We start from the raw sequence: 20,867 nt of genomic DNA on the forward strand, positions 1-20,867 counted from the left end.
CGAACCGCCCACACGCTCAACTACAGCGATCGTGTGGGCGGCTCAGCGGCTGGTCACAGGCTCAAGCGTATCTATACACCATCATATATTTGGCATACCATTTTCTTCTTCCACGTTCTTGGCCGTCGGGTCCCATTTGACGATGCCGACGGCGATGGCTCCGGCAAGAGGTGCGCAGGCGACGACCCAGAAGACCCCGGTGCCCATGGAGCCGGCCAGGATCGGGAACATGATGAGGGAGACGATCGAGAACGCTCGCAGCACGGACTGGTTGAAGCCGATGCCGATTCCGCGCAGCCTCGTCGGGTACGACAGGGTGGCGTAGTTCATCAGATTGGCCCCTGGCCCACCTGCCTGCGCGAAGACGAAGGCCGCGAGCATGGCTACGGAGACGAGGACGAGTGCGCCGGTCGGGATGCCGACGATGGCCAGCAGGGCCAGTGCCACCGCCTGGATCACGAAGCCGACGAGGGTGATGCGGCGGGTGCCGAACCGGTTGACGATGCTCATGCCCAACAGACCGCCGATGGCACCGAAGCCGAGGTTGATGACGAGTGAGGCGATGATGGTGACCAGCGGCGTCTGGTGGAACAGCGTCGTGATGATCAGCGGGGTGCCGTAGGCGACGGCGTTGTATCCGAAGGTGGAGAACACGGACACGCAGAGGGCGACGATCGTGCGTACGCGGTACTGCGGGGCGAAGAGTTCTGCGAACCCGCTCCACTTGCCGCCGCGCTTGAGGGCCCGGAGGGACTGAGCGCTCGGCCCGGTGCCTGGCGAATCTCCGGTCTGCCCGGCAAGGTTCGTCGTCTCCGGCTTGGCGCCATCGGCGTCATCTGCTGTCGACGTCCTCGTGCCGCCCGCAACGTCTGCGAGCCTGACGTCGAGGTTGTGGTGTGAGCGCATGACGTCGACGGCCGCGCGCAGATCGCCCTGGTTGGCCAGCCATTCGGGAGATTCGGCAAGGTATCGGCGACGGACGAGGAGGACGACGAGCGCGGGAACGGCACCGAAGCCGACGACGAGACGCCACAGGATGGCGTGCTGGTCATAGGGCAGGCTGATGAAGATGATGAGGACGACGAGGTAGCCGATCCCTGTTGCGATGTACCAGGCAGGTGACCACGCGTTGACGCGCTGGGAACGGTTGCCCTTGCCCTTGAGCTTGGAGAACTCGGCGAGGAAGGCCATCGCCACGGGCAGGTCGAGTCCGACGCCGATGCCCATGACGAAGCGGAAGATGATGAGGACCCATTCGTTGGGAGCCACGGCACAGCCGATGGCGGCGACGACGAAGAAGACCATATCGGCCATGAACAGTTTGTAGCGCCCGAAGCGGTCGACGAGGTATCCGCCGAAGAGCGCCCCGATGACCGCGCCGACCATGATCGAGGCGTTCACGAGCCCGGTCATGAAGCCGGAAAGCCCGAACTGCTCCTTGATCGCGGTGATGCCGAAGGCCAGAGACGAGAAGTCGTAGGCGTCCATGAAGATCCCGCCGAGGGCGAGGATGATGACCGCTTTGGTCTTCGTGCCCTGGGATCCGAATTCGGCGAGGACCGAGTGGATGTCGGAGGCGCTGCGGATGATCCGTGGAGACCTCGTCCCGCTGGCTGTGTCCTCCGCCGAGGTGGGGCCTGGGTCGGTGTTGTCTGGTGCGTGCGCCGAAGTGCCGGCAGGTTTTGGACTATTCACAATCGCTCAGTATGGTCTGGGCACGTCCCCGCCCGCTCCCCCAGCCGTCACAATATGTCACGGACCGCCGGAGCACCGGAGCGCCGGAACACTGAAGTATCCGACCGCCGGAGCGTCTTGACGTCTTGACGTCTTGACGTCTTGACGTCTCAGCACCGAACAAGCCTGCTCCCCTCAGATCGCGGGTCACACACGGCCGCACACACGACTCGCCTCCCACTACGACGCGATTCACAGTCGACAAACGGATTTCAGTGTGGACTTATGGTCGTCTGCCTGGGGAAAGACGACCACTTCTCAACCACAAATTCTCCATGCCTGGTCGATCAGAGCTCGGCCGCGCTTTCACATATGTACTGCGCACCTGCACACCACTTCGCGGCCTGACAGTTTCCACGTTCCTCATCCTGCAACAGGCAGCCGCGCACAGGTGCAGACGATGTTGAGGTACATCTCACTCAGACAAATGCATTGACTCGAGCGTTCTTGGCTGTGGACTGTCTTCTCACTCGCGCGCGATTCGGCAGTGGATGACAAACGTCGATACACAGTCGTTGAGCGCACGGTTCCGCTCGAATCGCATCTGCGGCAGAGTCACCGGTCATGAACAATGAACCCATACAATTCCTCACTGCTCCGGTCCCGTTCACCCGCGATCAGGTCGGCCCGCTCGGACTCAGCCTGCACGCGCTGAGGAACAGCCCTCGCTACACCCAGCTCTTCCACGGCGTCTGGATCGACAATGAACCCGAGACCGCAGTACCGGCACCGATGTGGGCCGGCTTCGAATGGGCCAATGTACAAGTCGGCCTATCCGGGATGCTGCGTCTCCACGAGGGTTTGGCTGGTACAGGCATCACCGCAGCTCGACTGTATGGGCTGCCGCTCCCGCGAAGGCTCACCGACAAACGAATTCATGTTGCTTCCGCTTGTCCTGATTTCACGCTGAAGAGGAGAGGCGCTGTACTTCACCGTTACACATCCCTCAAGGTCGCCAACTTCTGCGAGCTGCCGCTGATCTCAGTCCCTCAGCTGATCGTTGAACTCGCCACAGTCCTTACAGTCGATGAGCTGATTGCTGTGGCTGAGGCCGCAATCGGGCAATGGCACAGTGGCCCGCTGGCGACCCCCAAAGCGATCAGGGCCGAAGTCGACAGCCGCCGATATTTGCGAAATCGGCCCCTACTTGCCTCCGTGCTCACGCTGATGCGGCAGAACGTCGACTCACCCCAGGAAACCTGGCTACGTCTGTGGATCATCAGCCAAGGATTCCCGGAGCCGACGGTTCACCCTCCCGTGCAGTGCTCGAACCTCAGCTACGTTCTTCACCCCGACCTCGGATATCCCGAGCTTCGCCTGGCCATCGAGTACGAAGGCGATCACCATCGAAGCTCAGACAGACAGTTCGCCGCCGACAATGAGCGGATTCAGAATCTCGTTGCGCAGGGGTGGACCGTGTTGCGCGTGTCGAAAGCGACGAATATGGACCGCTTCCGTCAGCTTCTCAGGCACCACCTCGCTCGCAACTGACTCACACCGGGGTTCTCAACACATTCACTGTCCGCAAATGGTCGTCACAACGCTCCAGAACAACCATTCATCGACAGTAAAGACTCTGGGTATCCCCTACTGACTCAGTTCGACGACCGGGCATCTACTCCAGTTCGATGCCGCGCTTCTCCGGCAGCAGGAACATGGCGAGGAACTGGATGATGTAGATGGTCGGCAACAGCGCAAGTGCGAACGCGAATCCGAAGGAGTCGGCAAGCAGGGCGATGACCACGGGGGCGAGTCCGCCCAGGGCACGGCCGATGTTGAAGATGACGTTCTGTGCGGTGGCCCGAACCTGCGTCGGGTACATCTCTGCCAGCAGTGCGCCATGACCACCGAGCATGCCGTTGGCGAAGGCTCCCATGAAGAAGCCGCCGATGAGCAGTGCGGTCGGGTCGGTCATCTGGCTGTAGACGAGGATCGAGATGATCGCCCCAGCCTGGAAGATCCAAAACGCCGGACGCCTGCCCAACCGGTCGGCGACCTGACCGAAGATGAGGATGCCCGCGAGCATTCCGATCACCGTCACGGCCGTCCACAGCGATCCCTTCGTCACGCCGAGGTCCATCTTGTCGGACAGATAATTGGGCAGCCAGGCGATGATGCCGAAGTATCCGAAGTTCTGCACAGTCGAGAGAACGATCAAGGCGATGGAGATCTTCACGGTCGCCTTGTCCTTGACCAGCGCACGGATCTTTGCACCGAAGGTCGGAAGGTCCGGTGAGCCTGCCGACTCGCTTAGGTCTCCCGACTCCCCCGCCGCACGACCTCGCTGGGACTGCACGAATTTGTCTGGCTCCTCGACACCTCGGCGAATGACGAAGGCGAAGATGGCGGGGAAGAGACCGATGACGAACAGCGCCCGCCACCCCCACAGAGCGATGACCGGAGCGGAGACGATCGCGGCGGCGAAGACGCCGATCTGGAATCCCACTCCCACCCAAGAAGTGGCTCGGGCACGCTGTTTGGCCGGCACTGCCTCGGCGGCCAATGCCATGCCGATGCCGAACTCGCCGCCGATGCCGATGCCGGCGATGAACCGGTAGGCGGCCATGTCCCAATATCCCTGGGCAATTGAGCTCAGACCGGTGAACACGGCGAAGATGAGAACGGTCCAGGTCAGAACCCGCACACGGCCGTAGCGGTCGGCCAGCGACCCGAAGATGATACCGCCGAGGACCGCGCCGAAGAGGGTGATCGTCGACAGCGATCCTGCCTCGACGTCGCTGAGTCCGAAGGTTGCGATGATGCCGCCGAGGGCAAAGCTGAGGATAAGCAGGTCGAAGCCGTCGAGCCCGTATCCGACAGCTGCGGCGAAGAGCGCCTTGCGTTTGTAGGCGGGTGCCGAGGTGGACTCGGCAGAAGTCTGTGGCGTCGCTGCGCTCATGCGGGATCCTCAGGTGATCGGCGGATCGGAAAATGGCCGCAGACCATTATCCACCAGAAGTGGCCAGCAGATGAACTCGCAGGTCAATCACGAGACGTTCATCCACCGGCCACGAGGGCGAGCTCCCACCCGAGCTGGCCCCTATACAGGGCAAACTCCTGCAGAGGAGGGCTCCCAGGGTCACATATGCCGACTCCTACGAGCGCGCCGGCTCTCAACTCATAGGAGCGCGCCGGCTCCCAACCGGAACCCTGCACCTTTGTGGTCATCGGACAGTCGGGGGCCTTGCCCGGTGAGCTGTTCGCGGACCGTGGCACCCTCGATCGGTTCCGGCAGGAGACCACGGCGGCGCAGTTCGGGCGAAACGTACTTGGTGAATCGCTCGGCGTCGGCAGGGCGGACGGCAGCAGCGATGTTGAATCCGTCGATGTCGGCCTCGGACATCCAACGTTCGAACTCGTCGGCGATCGTCGCGGGCGAGCCGGTGATGACGGGGCCGCGTCCGCCGATGGCGACGAATTCCGCCAGATCACGAATGGTCCAGGTCTTGTCGCCGGCCATGGTGGTGAAGGAGGCGAGCGCGGACTGGTTCGCGTCCGTGGCGACGTATTCCAGCGGGTCGTCCGGCTTGGCGCCGGAGAGGTCGACGCCGGTCCAGCCGCCGAAGAGTGAGAGCGCGGATTCGGTGTCGACGTAGCGTGTGTAGTCGACGAGCCTGGCTTCAGCCTCTTCGTCAGTGTCGTCGACGATCACGGTGGCGAGCGCGAAGATCTTCACACTGTCGCGGGCGCGCCCACGTTCTTCGAGTCCGTCGCGAACCTTGTCGACCCAGGTACGTAGGATCTGCGGCGTCGGTCCGGAGAAGAAGATCGCCTCCGCGTGGTCGAGGGCGAACTCCTGTCCGCGCTTGGAGGCACCAGCCTGGAACAGCAGTGGTGTTCCCTGTGGTCCGGGCACGGCGAGCGCCTGCCCGGGCACGGTGAAGAACTTTCCCTCGTGATTGATGTCGTGGACCTGTTCGGGGTCGACGAACACGTTGGCCTCGGCGTCGGCGCGCAGTGCTTCGGGAGTGATCGAGCCTTCGAAGAGCTTGTACATGACGTCCATGTACTCGTCGGCGCGGTCGTAGCGCTCGTCGTGTGGGATCTGGCCTTCGAGTCCTAGGTTGCGTGCCGCGGAGTCGACGTAGCTGGTGACGATGTTCCAGGCCACGCGCCCGTTGGTGAAATGATCAAGGGTCGTCAGGGTTCGGGCCAGCAGATAGGGCTGTTCGTAGGTCACCGAGGCGGTGACGCCGAATCCCAGTGTCTTCGTCGCTGCGGCCATAGCGGGAACTGCGACGAGTGGGTCAAGGAGAGGGAACTGGACTCCCCCGCGGTTCGTCACGTCGGCATTGCCCCCGTAGACGTCGTAGACACCGAGGATGTCGGCGAGGAACAGGGAGGAGAATCCTCCGTTTTCGAGCGTCTTAGCCAGATCCGTCCAGAAGGACAGCTGAGTGAATTCGTCGACTCTGGAGTCAGGGTGGCGCCACAGTCCGGGTGACTGGTGGACCGGGGTCATCATGTCGAAGGCGTTGAGAATAATGGGTTTCGTCATCGTGTGTCTCTTTCCTTGTCAGTGTCAGGTGGCAGATGCCAGGTCATGAGCCTCAATGTCAGGTCATGAGCCTCAGTCGTGTGCAGGGTTGCTGATCGCCAGCTCGCGAGCAGGATCCTTTGCCGCCAGCGCCGCGATGAGCGAGAGCAGGCACAGCAGTGTGAGGTAGCCGCAGATCAGCCAGGGTGAGTGGCCGCCGACGACGTAGAGCAGCGCCGCGACCATCGGCATGATGCCACCGCCGATGACAGTGCCCAACTGGTACCCCATGTTCACACCTGAGTAGCGGACCTCGATGGGGAACTGTTCGGCGAACCAGGCGGCCTGGGGGCCGTAGATGGCGTCGTGGGCGAGGTTCATGCCGAGAATGACCACGATGGGCAGGAATGCCAGTGGACCGGCGTCGAGGAAGGCGAAGAAGATCCACCCGAAGACGGCCACCCCGATGATGCCGCCGATGGTCACGCGTCTGCGACCGACCTTGTCAGAGACCCACCCCCACAGAGGCCCAGTGAACAGACCGATGGCCGAGGCGATCATGACGGCAGTGACGCCGGCGGTCGAGTCGTTGCGGTTCTCGGCCAGGTAACTGAGCATGTAGACGGTGATGAGGTAGAAGACGCTGTTCTGCGCCAGACGAAGGCCGATTGTCACCAAGAGGACGCGCGGATGCTTGGTCAGCACGTCGCGCAGCGGCGCCTTGGCGACGTTGCCCGAGGCTTTGAGCTCTTGGAATTCCGGTGCATCGGAGACGCCGAGGCGGATCCACAGTCCCAGTGCCACGAGCAGTGCCGAAGCCAGGAAGGGGATGCGCCATCCGAAGGCTTCGAACTGTTCGGGTGTGAGCAGGCTCTGCACGGCGAAGAAGGCGCTGGTGGCCAGCAGCATGCCGGCCGCCGAGCCGATCTGGGTGAACGATCCGAACAGTCCGCGTTTGCGGGGTGGCGCGTGTTCGACCGAGAGCAGTGCGGATCCGCCCCATTCGGCACCGGCGGACAGTCCCTGCACTATTCGGAGGACGACAAGTGCGGCGGCGGCCCACCAGCCGATGGAGTCGAAGTTCGGCACCAGGCCGATGAGCGTTGAGGCGATGCCCATGGACAGCAGGGAGACGACAAGGAGTGCCTTGCGCCCGACGCGGTCTCCGAGGTGCCCGGCGATGATGCCGCCCAGTGGTCGCGCGAAGAATCCGACCGCGAGGCTGGCGAACGCGGCCAAGCTGCTGCCGAGCTCGCTGCCGCTGGGGAAGAACTGAACGTTGAAGATCAGTGCTGCCGCCGTGCCGTAGAGGTAGAAGTCGTACCACTCGATGGTGGTGCCGGCGAAGGCTGAGGCGAGGACTCTCTTCTTCCCGGCCAAGAGCCGCCGAGGTGGGGTCTGGGTGATCGTCTCCGCTACGGAGGACTGCGCCATCGGATTCTCCCTCATCTACGTGGTCAGAGTGTCTATTCAAGGCCAGAGTTTCGTTGAGCAATCTAGGCACTCCGTGGCGGTTCATGTCGCCGCTGCGTCACTGTTGGACTTTGATCGTCATATGGGGACACACAAAGACTCACTTGTGTCACATTGGGATGCACGTGGTGGCAATATCTGTGATGATCACTTGAGATCAGTAAGGCATTGTTGAGCGGAATATCTCAGCATCCTCACCCTCTCAACAACTACATTCCACCGGAGGCAAGTTCATGTCGACGATCGCACGAGCCGCAGCCGTGTCACCGGATGCACTGCGCGAGACCTTTTCGCACTTTCCGCAGGGCGTTGCGCTCATCGGCGCGGAGGTCGACGGGATTCCCCTCGGACTCGTCGCCTCGACTGTCACCGCAGGAGTCTCACTCGACCCCCCACTGATCAGCGTCGCAGTCCAGACCAGCTCGAGTACGTGGCCACTCCTGCGAACCGCACCCGCATTGGGAGTCTCCCTCCTCGGCACCCATCAGTCACACCTGGCCAGGCAGCTGGCCTCGAAGGACCGCGCTTCGCGCTTCGCTGGGATCGACCCCGAGGTCGCGGCAGATGGCGCTCTGACTATCCCGGGCAGCCCTGCCCACTTGTGGACGCGACTCTACAATGAGATCGAGGCCGGCGATCACACCGTCGCACTGCTCGAGATCCTCGACACTAGCAGCCGCGCCGATTCCGGTGCTGAGCCTGAAACCGAAGCACTTGTCTTCCACCGCAGCGAATTCAAGGGCATGAGAGTCTCATAGACTGAGGTGACTTCCGACCTTGAGGGGTGTCATTGCTTGAGGGGTATCATTGCGGCTCGAGAGCCCGAGCAGGATTGGTGACCAACATTTTTTCGATCAGGTCCTCCGAGATGTCGGCTGCACGCATCCGCGGAACGAAATCTCTGAGGATGTGACCGTAGCCGACGCCCCCGTTGACAGTAAGCATCCCCCGCAGGCAAACGTCATGGGACAGCAGCACATGATCCTCGAATCCACATTCGACCAAGTTCTTGATATACCGGATGCGCTTCTCTTGGTCGTAGTCGGAGGTGTATATGCCGAGCATGTCGAACTGAACATATGCACCGCGCCGAGCCAGAGCGAGATGATACTCCTTGTCCGGCACCGAGTCGGAGTGCCCAACGATCACACGCCTGAGATCGACGCCTTCTTCCACGAGGATGTCGAGCTGCGGCATCCCGACCGGCCACCGCGCCGAATGAGTCGTGAGCGCTGCGCCTGTGCGCATTTGAGCTCGACCAGCGGCGCGCAGAGACCTTTCTTCCCGCGCGCTGACAAACCACTTGTCGCTGCCGACCTCTCCGATAACACCCGCCCGTATGCCTGTTCCGTCGACACCGACGTCGAGGTCGTTGACGATCCGTTCACTCAGCCCTTCGACGGTCGTCGTATCCACATCCTCGTTCGGTAGATACGGATCCCTGTAGTAGCCGCATCCCATGACAACATTGAGGCCCGTGCGTCGCGATGCATCGAGCAGCGCAAGCGGGTTGCGATCCAGGCCGCTGCTTGTCACATCGACTATTGAACGCCCGCCCAGATCACTGTAGAGACGCAACTCATGCTCCACCAGGTCTGGGTCGTTGAGCAGACCGTCACCTCGATACTCACGCATGAGATTGATGAAAAGGTGCTCATGCGGAAGCGTGACGCCGAGATCCGCAGCTTCTATAGGGCCCGTGACGGTTTGGATCATCAAACTTTCCAATCAAAGAGGTTGCCACCACTCTACGCACCCTTGACTCCGACTAGAACAACTGTTCGAATATATATATGAGGTGGAATCAGCAGAGCGCTCTTGGACCAGCCGTCGGCGCAGAGACAAGCCCTAAGATGAGTTCTCCGACAGGCACACCGGGCACGGGCACCGACACGACTCCTGCCGAGCTCTTCGGCCTCAAGGGCCTGGTACGCAGTGTCCGAACACCGGATTTCGCAGGCGTCACCTTCCATGAAGTGCTCGCGAAGTCCGCCCTGAATAAGGTGCCGGCGGCCAGCTCGATGCCATTCACCTGGACGATCAATCCCTATCGCGGGTGTTCTCATGCCTGCGTCTACTGCTTTGCCCGCAACACCCACCGATATCTCGATCTTGATTCCGGTGAGGATTTCGACCGGCAGGTCATCGTCAAGGTCAACACCCCCGAAGTCCTCGCCGCCGAGGTGGCCAAGCCGAAGTGGTCAAGGGAGCTGGTGGCCCTGGGCACGAACACGGACCCCTACCAACGCGCTGAGGGTCGCTACTCACTCATGCCGGGCATCATCACCGCCCTGGCCGAGCACGGGACTCCGATGTCGGTGCTGACCAAGGGCACCCTGCTGCGACGCGATCTGCCGCTGCTCGCCCGTGCCAAAGAGGATGTCGACGTGGAGATCAGCATGTCGATCGCTGTCTACGATGACGCCCTCCAACAGACGATCGAACCAGGCACACCGACGACCACAGCACGCCTGGCCACAGTCAAAGCGGCCGCGAACCTCGGATTCGAAGTCACGGTCTTCCTCATGCCGGTGATGCCGAAGCTCACCGACTCGATGGAGCATATTGATACCGCACTCCGCGCAATCAAAGAGGCGGGCGCGAGCAGGGTGGTCTACGGTGCTCTGCATCTTCGACCGGGTGCCCGCGAATGGTTCTTCACCTGGCTGGAACGCGAACATCCGGAACTGCTCCCCCGGTACCGTCGTATGTACGCGAAGTCCTCGTACGCGTCGAAAGAGTACCGTGCCTGGCTGAGTCGGCGCATCAATCCGCTCATCGACAAATACGATCTGCGCGGTGCCGCCGATGACGACTACCCCAAGACCAAGCGCGGAGTCCGAACGAACAGTCCTGCGCTCAACCAGACTCGGGCCGCGAGTCTCACTCCCCCGCCACAGGAAGCGCTGTTCTGATCGGATCCGAGTGCCACCTAATCGCACCTCTGCGAGCACATTAGCAAGGCAATTTGCCGGATATGATTTCGACTATGGACGCAGATGAAGGTCGAGCGACGACAACAAGATTGGCCAGCACTCTTAGCTTCATCGGTGGGGCCTGGCTAAATCGCAAATACACTCGACTGGTCTCAAGTCTCATTCTTGCGGTGATTCCGCTCGTGGTCTTCTACTCAATCGTGGACTTCGAAGATTGGTCCGCCGGGTTCGATCCCGCTGCAGGCTTCAACCGCCTCGTGGACGATCTCAATCTCGTCGGCGTCCTCACTGGCATCTCACTCTTCGTCTTCTATCCACTTGCAAGAGAAATCTACTTCAGGACGACTCAGCCGATGGCCGAGGCGCTCGCGGGACTCCGAGTGATTGGTCTGCCCCTAGTCATCCTCGTGTACCTTGTAAAGATATGGCTGTATCTGATCGTGTGGCTTGTCTCCATACCCCTGGGAATTCTCGGCTTCTTCTATCTCGCCATCACTGAGGCCAGCGGCAATGGCTACAGGATGGCGTAACGGTGGGAATAACCCGAGCCGCGCTCAGGTTTGACCTGTCATGAGGATTGAGATCTGGTCGGACATCGCCTGCCCCTGGTGCTTCATCGGAAAACGTCGCTTCGAGACCGCCTTGGACGGCTTCGCGCACAAGGACGCTGTCGAGGTCGAGTGGCGCAGCTACCAGCTCGACCCGAGCCTGCCCGACCACTACACGGGCACAGAGACCGAGTACCTCAGCCAGGCCAAGGGCATGCCCGCCGATCAAGTCCGGCAGATGTTCGATCACGTCAGCGCGCAGGCCGCTGGTGAGGGACTGAGCTACGATTTCGATTCCATCGTCGTGGCCAACAGCTTCACCGCCCACCGTTTCCTCCACCTGGCCAAGACCCACGGGGCTATGAACCAGGCCAAAGAAGCCCTGCTGTCCGGCCATTTCGAGAAGGGCCGAGATATCGGTGACGTCGACTATCTCGCCGAGGTGGCCCGAACTGTCGGCATCGACGCCGACGAGACCCGTCGGGTCCTCTCCACCGACGAATTCACCGCCGAGGTCAAGTCCGACATCGCCGAGGCACGAGCGCTCGGTGCCAATGGAGTCCCGTTCTTCGTCATTGACCGCAAATACGGAATCTCCGGTGCCCAGCCACCCGAAGCATTCGCACAGGCCCTCGAAACAGCGTGGGAAGAAAGCCAGGAGCTCACGGTACTCGCCGGTGGAGACGAAGCCTTTCGTGACGGCGCGGTGTGCGGCCCCGAAGGCTGCAACTGATTCGACAGGCTGCGACCCATTCAGTCCCGCAGAGCCACCCGTCAGAGAAGCGGCATCGACGGATAGCGGATCGCACCGTTCGGTGATGTCACGGGACCTGCGAGCATGCCTGCAGCGGCATCGATGAGAAACCGCCCCACCTGCTCCCAGTCGCCTTTGTGAGTTCCCTCATTCATCTTCACTTCCTGGTCCGAACACGCGCTGGTGACCATATGGGCCAGCAGATAGGCTCTGCCACGCAGGACCGCTTCCGGAATGCCTTCCACTTCTCCGTGGATGAATCTCAGCCCCTCAGGCAGGGAGGACTCAGCCATCACGGACTTCATGATCTCGACAGCCGAGGGCACGATCACCACCTGCGCGAGAAACTGTGCACGCCAGCTGGGCCGCGGCAGGTCGGCGAGAACATCGAACAGCGGGCCCATTCTGCTGCGGACGAAATCATGAATGCTCGGGGTCTCGCCCAGGACTGCGACGTAGGCGTCCCTGCGGAGGGACATCTCGGCGACGTGACGCTCGACGAGCGCACGAAGCAGACCGTCTCGACCCCCGAAGTGGTATGAGATCGCGGAATGATTCGCCGCCCCTGCAAAGTCGACGATGCGGCGATTCGACACAGCATCGATGCCGTGGATGGCGAAGAGCTCCTCGGCGGAGTTGAGCAGCACCACCCGCGCTCTGTCACTCTGGATTCCCATAGCCCCTATTCTTCCATTCCCAAGCCGCTCAAGACGCGCACTCCCTGTCGCGACATCAGCGACCTGATCACCTCGGCGAGCATCGCGGCACTTTGGCAAATCCATGTCGATTTCACAATAATAAGTCACGTGTCTTAAAGTGGTCGAGTTCAAGGTGGTCAATGGTGATCACTCGACTTCCGATCCATCAGGAGGACGACAGTGGGCACACCACCACCGCCGCCTACCCGCCGCGAGGCCCGTGGGCATGACTCACACGACAGCAGGCAAGACGACTCCTATGACCAGGACCGGGCTCCGGAGTCGGCGGACGAGCAGCACACCGCAGAGGCAGAGGCTGCAGCCGCGAAGCGGGCCAAGGCAGAACTGATCGGCCGGACGGCAGCGATCTTCATCATGCCGCTCATCCTGGTCGGCATGATGATCACGGGCTACCTCGGCACCATGCACTCCCCCTCAGCCAATGACATGCCCGTCGTCGTAGCCGGTTCGGACTCGAAGGCCGCGGACATGAAGTTTGCGCTCGATGGTTCCGAACCGGATGCCCTCGACGTCGACACCGTCGATGACGCTCACACCGCGCGTGAGATGGTCTACGATCGCGAAGCCTCGGCGGCAGTCGTCATCAAGGGCGACAAAGCCACGCTCTACACCGCAGGTGGTGCAGGAGTCCAACAGCAGACGACGGTCACCGGCCTCGTCATGCCCGCCCTGCAGGATGAGGGACTCGACGTCGACACCGAGGACATTGCATCCCTGCCGGACGACGATCCTTCCGGGCTCGGAGCGATGTTCCTCATGACAGCCATCGTCATGGCCGGATATCTTCCCTTCAGCGTGCTGCGCTCGAACTCCCCCGAGCTGCTGAAGTTCACACGCATCGTCCCCATCCTCGGAGCATGGGCCGCGGTGATCGCCGGGCTGGTCTGGACGGTCGCCTGCCCGATCCTCGACATCGTCGATATCAAGGACACGGTCGCAGTTCTCGGCGTCGCCTGGCTGGGTGTGTTCGCGATCTCCTGCGTGCAGCTGTTCATCACCCGAATCGTCGGTGCCTTGGGAGTGGTCGTCGGCATCTTCTTCCTCATGGTCCTCGGCATGCCGTCGTCGAACCTGTCCTACCCCGTGTACACGATGCCGGCCTTCTACCGCTTCACACACGAAATTCTGCCGATGCCCGCGATCGGTGAAGCGCTGCGCTCCGTGCTGTACTTCGATGGAGCGGGCGTCACCGAGCACCTCCTCGTGCTGGCCATCGGCGCCGTCGTCGGCCTGCTGCTGACGAAGGCCTACGACTTCATCTCCCACCGGCGCAATCCCGATCCGAAACCGCTCGACGTCAACATCCCGTCGCTGCACGGCGGCCGGCGCCCGGATTCGAAGGTCTGGCGCTACATCTCACTCATCGTCTTCCCCTTGGCAATGGTCACGATGATGCTCACCTTCATGCTCGGTGCAATGGGCTCCCCCACGCCCAAGGACATGCCCGTGACCGTGGTCGGCTCCTCGACCGAGCAGGCGAAGGACACGATCGCCGATCTCGAGAAGTCAATGGGCAAGGACATGTTCGACTTCACTGCCACGACGGACAAAGAAGAGGCACGTGCCCAGGTCGAGGATCGGGAGGAAATCGCAGCACTCGTACTGCCGACTCAGAAGAATGCCGAGTTCGGTCTCATTGCGAACGAGGCCGGAAACAACAGCGCCTACCAGGTCGTCAACCGGATTTTCGATCGGGTCGCCTCCCAGCAGGACATGGAGCTCAACGTCGACAACGTCAATGCGCTGCCGGACCGGGACAAGAACGGCGTAGTCGTCATGTACGTGGCCATGGGCTGGGTTCTCGCCGGATTCATGGTGGTCATCGTCGGTGCGAACGCGAACCCGTGGAGCCGACCGCTGAAGCGGATGATCCCTCTGACGGCTGCGTACGCACCATTCATGTCACTGGTCGTCACCCTCATCGCCGGCCCGCTGACCGGAGCCGTCGACGGTCATTTCGCTGCGCTGTGGGGAGCCGGAATCATCGCGATCTTCTGCATCGCCATGTTCGCCATGGTCTTCGAGCGACTCATCGGCATGCTCGCGATCATTCCGGTCATCGGCACTCTGATGTTCGCCGGGATGCCGGCATCCAACGGGGCGATCTCCGAGTACATGATCCCGTCGTTCTTCACCACACTGCACGACTTCCTGCCGATGGCGGCAGCGGTGGAGACCATCCGTTCGATCATCTACTTCGACAGCGATGTCGTCACCGAGCATATGCAGGTCCTCGGGCTCTGGGGTCTCGTGTCCTTGGCACTGGTGTTCCTCATCGACAGCATCAAACCGCCGCGCACAGAACACGACTTCGGCAATCTCCACCTTGAGCAGGAGAGGGAGCGGAACAGGCAGTCCCGGAAACAGGCGAAGGCCCTCGAAGGCTCACGCTCTGCTGCGACCGTGCGTTCGACGATCGTCGACGACGAGCGGTTCGAGTCTGCCAGCCAAGCAGAATCGACGGACCAGAGGGCCTACACGGCCGCGCCCACTGCAGGCGACGGGCTGAAACATCGATCCGCCGAGGTGGGGGTTGAGTATCCTTATGATGACAGTCGATGCCCCACGGATCCCGAATCCGCGGATCAGCAGGGGCGGATCCCCTCCACCGTGTGATCAGCTGGCCGCAACTGATGCGGCTGCGACTGCCTGAAGTCAGGCTCTTCCTGCGGAGGAGTGCACCTGCTGGTCAGATGAGTCTCTGATGTGACGTGATCTACAGCGTGGAACGCTTTGGGTCTACAGTCGGATAACTATGGGTTCACATATCGATTTCTTCGGTCCGACTGGCCTCATCGAGGCCGAGCTGCTCCTGGCCAGCTTCGTCCTGTGCTCGCTGATCGGCTTCGAACGACAGTTCCGGCAGAAGAGCGCGGGCTATCGCACGCACGTTCTTGTGGGGATCGGCACATGTGCATTCACACTGGTCTCCGCCTACGGGTTCGCCGGTGTACTCGGGGACGATGCTCGTCTGGATCCCTCGCGGATCGCCGCACAGATCGTCTCGGGTGTGGGCTTTCTGGGCGCAGGAGTGATCTTCAAGGGCCGAAACATGGTGCGTGGACTCACGACTGCCGCCACCGTTTGGGTGACGGCGGCCGTGGGCATGGCCTGCGGAGCAGGGATGCTGTCACTGGCCATCATGCTCACCGCACTGCACCTGCTCACGCTGTTCGTCGTCGCGCCCCTCATCCGTCGGATCCCCGACAGCGACCACCGAAAGCTGCTCCGCATCGCCTATGAGGACGGCTCGGGAATCCTCCGTGACATCCTCGCCGTGGCAGGCGACATGGGTTACTCCAACACCATCCTCGATTCCAAACGCTTCGAGACCGAGAACGGCGTGCGGATGGTCCAGATCGACGTGAAGTTCGAGGGGAGACCGCCCCTGCACATGCTCATCCCTGCACTGCTGGACCTCTCCGGCGTGAACAAGGTGAGCATGCGCGAGGACCAGGTCCACTCGGTCGACGACGACGGTGACTCCGTGTGATTCACCGCTCTCCGCGCACCACACATGCCTTCAGTCCCGAAGCGAGCGCTTCCAGGCCAGGGTGGCGAGGGCTGCGGCCTGATCCGGCAGATGGGCATCATCGAAGAGCACCTGTGGCGAATGGTTCCACGCTGCAGTCTCGGGGTCGATATCCTGCGGAGACACCAGGAAGAACAGAAACGCGCCCGGAACTTCGTTGAGCACGTAGGAGAAGTCCTCGGACCCCATGAGCGGGGTCGGCGCCTCGACGTACCGGTCCTCACCGAAAACCTCGGTGATCGTGTCTGCGACGAACGCGGCCTCGCCGTCGTCGTTGACCGTGACGGGGTACTGTTCGGCCCACACCACCTCGGCGGTGCACCCGTGAGCGGCGGCGATCGACTCGGCCAGACGTGGGGCCACCTCGGCGAACTTCTTCGTTGAAGCTGCTGACAATGTCCGCACGGAAGCGCCGATCTTCGCCGAGGGTGGGATGACGTTGACGGCCTCGCCGGCCTGCAGCTGCGTGACTTCGGCGACCACCGGATCGAAGACGCTGAATGTGCTGGTGACCATCGAGTAGAGTGCCTGGCCGAATTCGAGAGTGGGTCGGACGGGGTCGACGCTGGCATGCGGCTGTGAGCTGTGGCCGCCGCGTCCGTGGAAGGTGACGTGGAGGGTGTTCGCTCCGGCCATCAGGGTGCCGGGTCTCGTGGTGAAGATTCCGTGGGCCCCGGGAGCGACATGGATGGCGTACGCAGCATCGGGGACTGCACCGATGGTGTCGAACATGCCCTCATCGATCATGTCTTCGGCACCACCCGGGCCCTCTTCACCGGGTTGGAACATGAAGGCCACGGTACCGGCGAGTTCCTCCTGGTGTGCACTGAGCAGCTTCGCGGCCCCGACCAGACCTGCCACGTGCAGATCATGGCCGCATGCGTGCATATTGCCGTTGGTCGAGGCGAAGTCCAGATCGTTCTCCTCCGCAACGGGCAGGGCATCCATATCACCGCGCAGGAGTACTGTCGGACCGGGCCTGCCGCCTCGGAGGACAGCAACGATGGAGCTCAGCCCCTTGCCGGTTGTGATCTCCAAGGGCAGTCCCTCGAGGGCATCGAGAATCATGCGCTGAGTCACCGGAAGCTCGAGACCCAGCTCGGGGTTGCGGTGCAGGTCACGGCGAAGGTCTATGAGTTCGGTCGCCAGAGACTGTGCCTCGGCAGCGAAATCGTGGGTCATAGTGGTTCCTCTCTGATCGTGGATGAAGCGGCGGGTGGATGGAGTTCGGACTGTTTCGGCGGTCGACGCATCCTCACCCGAGCAGCGAACGGACGGGGGCGCTTGGGAACCAACTCGCGGAGTCCTTCATCAGCACCCCGCCCTGCATGACGACTGTGACTTTCGCCGGGTCGGCCAACTGGGTGATATCGGCCAACGGGTCGAAGTCGACGATGACGAGGTCAGCCAGCTTGCCTTCCTCGAGCGTGCCCACGTCATCAGACAGGCGCATCAGTTCCGCCGCGTTCTTCGTCCCCGCCACGATCGCCTGCATCGGTGTCAGGCCGAGCTCGACGGCATGCATCTCCTCGCGCAGATTGAGTCCGTGTGGGCACACGCCGGCGTCGGTTCCCAGCGCAACCTTCACACCGGCGGCCATCGCCACGGCCACGCGTTCGCGCGCGATCGCGGACCATCTGACCTTCTTCTCGTAGAGGTAGTCGGGCACGTTCTTCGGGTCAGGGATCCGCAGTGCGCTGCTGAGCGTCGGGACGAGGAACGTTCCGTGTTCGAGCATGAGCTCGATGCCTTCGTCGTCGATTCCGTATCCGTGTTCGACGGAGCGGACACCGCCGCGGATGGCTGCCTTGATGCCTTCGGCTCCTTGGGCGTGGGCCGCGACGGGCTGGCCTGCTCGTTTGGCCGTCTCTGCGACGATGAGTCGCACATGCTCTTCGGGAACGCCGATGTCATCGGGAGTGTCCGATGGGCTCGAGACGCCGCCGGTGGTGCAGACCTTGATCACGTCCGCACCCGAGCGCACGAGGGTGCGAATGGTCCGGCGGACGTCGTCATCGGTGTCGATGATCGGGTCGACGGGCATGGCCGGCATGGTGGACAAACCGTTGGGCATCGTGAAATCGGTGTGTCCGCCGGTCGGTGACAGCGGTGTGATGGCCAGGTGCATCCGGGGCCCGAGGATCAGCCCCTGCTGGATGCTGTCGCGCACGCCGCGGTCGGTTCCGCCGAGGTCGCGAACAGTGGTGACTCCGGCCATGAGGGTGGCCCGGGCGTTGACAGCGCTGCGCACGATCCTCTCCGAGGCGAAGCGGGCGAGGTTCGCCGCCTGATTCTCGATCGAGAGTCCGAGGTGCACGTGGGAGTCGATGAAGCCGGGCATGATCGTCTTGCCCTGCAGGTCGATGACACGCGAGGCTCTGCCCCCAGTGTCGTACCACTCCCCCGCCGAGCTGGCGCCTTCGGTGCGCTCGGGCCCTGCGTAGACGATGCGTCCGTCCTTGATCTCGATCTCGGCACTGGCGAGAGGGTCACCGCCGTTGCCATCGATGAGGGTGGCTCCGCGAAGAACAGTGTGCTCGGAATCGTTGATCGTGGTGGGCAGGTAGGCGGTCGACATCAGTGGTGGTGATCCTTTCAACGGAAGATCGTGCGCTGCAGATGCCATTGTCGAACATTCCTCTCACAGTAGTGCACAGTGATCGCATCATGACCAGGAAGAGCGGGCAGTCTGCTGCGGCGAGGGGCAGGCACTCCAGTCCCGACAGAACCTCAGTCCGCGAACTCTGCCAGCGCCACCTCAGTCCACGAGCTGAGCGAACATCGCTTCGACGGCATCCGTGACCCGCGCATGCGAAGCATCATCGAAGATCGCGGTCTGGACGATGGCGCCCTGCATGATCGCAAGGACGGCCGGCGCGATCCGATGTGCTTTGGCTTCTGCGACGCCTTCGGCAAGCCCTGCACTCCGATGGAAGTACACATTTAGATAGGCCTCGAAGCGTCTGATGAGTTCGTGGTAGATCTCAGCGGCGATTGTGGCGAAATCCGGGGAATGCGAAGCCTCTCCCCACACCTGCAGCAGCAGCGGAGCGAATGGAGTGCCATGGAGAATCGTGTCCAGAAGCTGCGGGAAGACCTCGTGTGGAGGTGGAACCTCGTCTGCCGTTCCGAAGTCCTGCAGTTCAGCCACACGCTCTTCCATGATTCGCCTGCCGGCGTCGAGCGTGAGCTCCGCCTTGGACGAGTAGTAGACATAGACGGCTCCGGCGGACAGGTTCGCCTCCTTGATGATGTCTGCCATCGACGCGCCGGCGAAGCCCTTGCGAAAGAAGCACGCAAGCGCGGCATCCTGAATCCGCGTGCGCATAGCTTCCCTGTGCTCGTCCGTGACCTTCGGCACCAAACCTCCAAAAACGAATGACCATTCTTGATCTATCGTACTCGAAGGAGTAAAAAGAACGAGTATTCGTTTTCAATGATTGGATAAGCATGGCGACGAGAATCCTCAGCCGCTCGGGCGGCACCGACGATAGTCGCGGCAGGACGAGCACGACCGGCACGAGCACGACCGGCGCGAGGACGCACAAGCCCAGCCTCAAACAGGCATTGCTCGCCGCAATCTTCGCCGCGGCCATCGTCACAGTCATCCTGCTCGCATTCAGCTGGCCGACTGTCACGTCTGAGCCCAGAGATCTTCCGATTGCGGCCGTCGGCGATCAGGAGCAGATCGATCAGATCACGGCTGATGCTCCCGAGGGGATGCTCGATCTGAAGAAAGTCGACTCCCGTGCCGAGGCGCAGCAGCTCATCCGTGAACGTGAGGTCTACGGGGCACTTCTGCTTGGCGACGACCCTGAGATCCTCACCTCGACCGCCGCCTCCCCTCCTGTTGCCCAGCAGCTGAGAGGGATTGCTGCTCAGATGCAGCAGAAGATCGACAAGCAGGCGATCTCGGGCATGCAGGACGGCATGAAGGAGATGCAGGACACACTCGCAGCGGCCTCTCAACCAGCCGGGTCTCAGCCCGATCCTGGTGCACCACAGCAAAACCCACGCGACCAGGCACAGGCCCCAGACGCCTCGGCGATGGAAGTCCCTGAGGTCACGGTCACGGATGTCGTGCCGCTCAACGACAACGATTCCACCGGTGCCGGACTTGCGATCGCGGGTCTGCCCCTGACCATCGGCGGCATCGTCGGCGGCGTGCTCACCAGCATGCTCGTGCGCTCTCGCCGAATGCGTGCAGTCGCGGTCGTCGTCTACGGCACGATCGGCGGACTTGCCCTCACTCTCGTCCTGCAGACGTGGTTCGGCATTCTGCAGGGCAGCTTCGGGCTCAACGCACTGGCGGCCGGCATGGCAGTCGCGTCGACGGCGGCACTCATCAACGGCTTCGTCTCACTGATAGGTCCGGGGGGCATAGCGATCGGCGCGGTGCTCACGATGTTCATCGGCAACCCGATCGCCTCGCTCCAGGCGCCGAAGGAGTTCCTTGCAGGGGCATGGGGAGACATCGGCCAGTTCTTCGTTCCCGGCGCTTCGGGGACCCTGCTGCGGAACCTGTCCTACTTCCCGGATGCACCCATGGCGATGCAATGGTGGGCGCTCATCGGCTGGTTCGCCTTGGGCATCGTCCTCATCCTTGTGGGTCACCTCAAGGCTCATTCGAAGCAGCGGACTGCCGTGAACTGACCTGTTCCTCCACCTCAACGACTTCCTCCTCCTCAACGGCG

General features: G+C 62.2%; 17 protein-coding genes. 8 read left to right on the plus strand and 9 right to left on the minus strand.

Annotated elements, in window-relative coordinates; genetic code table 11:
- Positions 1-81 precede the first annotated feature (81 nt).
- A complete protein-coding gene (locus tag JTF07_RS09340; RefSeq protein WP_204233969.1) occupies positions 82-1,695 on the minus strand; it encodes an MFS transporter in 1,614 nt (537 codons plus the stop codon).
- Between the two features lie 603 nt (positions 1,696-2,298).
- Between JTF07_RS09340 and JTF07_RS09345 the strand changes: the two genes are divergently transcribed.
- Positions 2,299-3,225 carry an endonuclease domain-containing protein gene (locus tag JTF07_RS09345; protein WP_204233970.1) on the plus strand — a complete coding sequence of 309 codons (927 nt, stop codon included), beginning with the start codon at positions 2,299-2,301 and terminating at the stop codon, positions 3,223-3,225.
- A gap of 124 nt (positions 3,226-3,349) precedes the next feature.
- Here the strand turns inward: JTF07_RS09345 and JTF07_RS09350 are convergent, their stop codons facing one another.
- The 3 genes from JTF07_RS09350 to JTF07_RS09360 all read right to left on the minus strand — a co-directional run bounded on the left by JTF07_RS09350 (position 3,350) and on the right by JTF07_RS09360 (position 7,645).
- On the minus strand, positions 3,350-4,633 hold the full coding sequence (locus JTF07_RS09350; protein ID WP_204233971.1) for an MFS transporter: 1,284 nt from the start codon (positions 4,631-4,633) through the stop codon (positions 3,350-3,352).
- Between the two features lie 219 nt (positions 4,634-4,852).
- Complete coding sequence (locus tag JTF07_RS09355; protein ID WP_204233972.1) at positions 4,853-6,232, minus strand: LLM class flavin-dependent oxidoreductase; 1,380 nt, start codon at positions 6,230-6,232, stop codon at positions 4,853-4,855.
- A gap of 72 nt (positions 6,233-6,304) precedes the next feature.
- Complete coding sequence (locus JTF07_RS09360; RefSeq protein WP_204233973.1) at positions 6,305-7,645, minus strand: MFS transporter; 1,341 nt, start codon at positions 7,643-7,645, stop codon at positions 6,305-6,307.
- Between the two features lie 272 nt (positions 7,646-7,917).
- Between JTF07_RS09360 and JTF07_RS09365 the strand changes: the two genes are divergently transcribed.
- Positions 7,918-8,442 (plus strand): flavin reductase family protein, encoded by a 525-nt coding sequence (locus JTF07_RS09365; protein WP_204233974.1) that lies wholly within the window; start codon positions 7,918-7,920, stop codon positions 8,440-8,442.
- A 46-nt stretch (positions 8,443-8,488) separates the two neighbouring features.
- Here JTF07_RS09365 and JTF07_RS09370 read toward each other — a convergent pair whose 3' ends face one another.
- Positions 8,489-9,400 carry a phosphotriesterase family protein gene (locus tag JTF07_RS09370; RefSeq protein ID WP_204233975.1) on the minus strand — a complete coding sequence of 304 codons (912 nt, stop codon included), beginning with the start codon at positions 9,398-9,400 and terminating at the stop codon, positions 8,489-8,491.
- A gap of 137 nt (positions 9,401-9,537) precedes the next feature.
- Here JTF07_RS09370 and JTF07_RS09375 point away from each other — a divergent pair, with 137 nt between their 5' ends.
- From JTF07_RS09375 to JTF07_RS09385, 3 genes are all read left to right on the plus strand, one after another.
- Positions 9,538-10,599: an Rv2578c family radical SAM protein gene (locus JTF07_RS09375; RefSeq protein ID WP_252199659.1), complete on the plus strand. Its 1,062-nt coding sequence runs from the start codon at positions 9,538-9,540 to the stop codon at positions 10,597-10,599.
- Positions 10,600-10,673: 74 nt separating this feature from the next.
- Complete coding sequence (locus tag JTF07_RS09380) at positions 10,674-11,150, plus strand: hypothetical protein (RefSeq protein ID WP_204233977.1); 477 nt, start codon at positions 10,674-10,676, stop codon at positions 11,148-11,150.
- Positions 11,151-11,190: 40 nt separating this feature from the next.
- Positions 11,191-11,901, plus strand: a complete 711-nt coding sequence (locus tag JTF07_RS09385) for a DsbA family oxidoreductase (RefSeq protein WP_204233978.1) — start codon at positions 11,191-11,193, stop codon at positions 11,899-11,901.
- A 41-nt stretch (positions 11,902-11,942) separates the two neighbouring features.
- Here JTF07_RS09385 and JTF07_RS09390 read toward each other — a convergent pair whose 3' ends face one another.
- Positions 11,943-12,599: a TetR/AcrR family transcriptional regulator gene (locus JTF07_RS09390; RefSeq protein ID WP_204233979.1), complete on the minus strand. Its 657-nt coding sequence runs from the start codon at positions 12,597-12,599 to the stop codon at positions 11,943-11,945.
- 201 nt (positions 12,600-12,800) lie between these two features.
- Here JTF07_RS09390 and JTF07_RS09395 point away from each other — a divergent pair, with 201 nt between their 5' ends.
- Positions 12,801-15,257: an ABC transporter permease gene (locus JTF07_RS09395; RefSeq protein WP_204233980.1), complete on the plus strand. Its 2,457-nt coding sequence runs from the start codon at positions 12,801-12,803 to the stop codon at positions 15,255-15,257.
- 139 nt (positions 15,258-15,396) lie between these two features.
- Positions 15,397-16,134, plus strand: a complete 738-nt coding sequence (locus tag JTF07_RS09400; RefSeq protein WP_204233981.1) for an MgtC/SapB family protein — start codon at positions 15,397-15,399, stop codon at positions 16,132-16,134.
- Positions 16,135-16,164: 30 nt separating this feature from the next.
- Here the strand turns inward: JTF07_RS09400 and JTF07_RS09405 are convergent, their stop codons facing one another.
- From JTF07_RS09405 to JTF07_RS09415, 3 genes are all read right to left on the minus strand, one after another.
- Positions 16,165-17,355 carry a M20 metallopeptidase family protein gene (locus tag JTF07_RS09405; RefSeq protein ID WP_204233982.1) on the minus strand — a complete coding sequence of 397 codons (1,191 nt, stop codon included), beginning with the start codon at positions 17,353-17,355 and terminating at the stop codon, positions 16,165-16,167.
- A 73-nt stretch (positions 17,356-17,428) separates the two neighbouring features.
- Positions 17,429-18,799 carry a metal-dependent hydrolase family protein gene (locus tag JTF07_RS09410; protein ID WP_252199661.1) on the minus strand — a complete coding sequence of 457 codons (1,371 nt, stop codon included), beginning with the start codon at positions 18,797-18,799 and terminating at the stop codon, positions 17,429-17,431.
- A gap of 132 nt (positions 18,800-18,931) precedes the next feature.
- A complete protein-coding gene (locus tag JTF07_RS09415; protein WP_204233983.1) occupies positions 18,932-19,534 on the minus strand; it encodes a TetR/AcrR family transcriptional regulator in 603 nt (200 codons plus the stop codon).
- Between the two features lie 89 nt (positions 19,535-19,623).
- Between JTF07_RS09415 and JTF07_RS09420 the strand changes: the two genes are divergently transcribed.
- Complete coding sequence (locus JTF07_RS09420) at positions 19,624-20,826, plus strand: ABC transporter permease (protein ID WP_252199663.1); 1,203 nt, start codon at positions 19,624-19,626, stop codon at positions 20,824-20,826.
- The last annotated feature ends 41 nt before the right edge of the window (positions 20,827-20,867 follow it).

It is taken from the genome of Brevibacterium sp. RIT 803 (assembly GCF_016892625.1).
GTDB lineage: Bacteria > Actinomycetota > Actinomycetes > Actinomycetales > Brevibacteriaceae > Brevibacterium.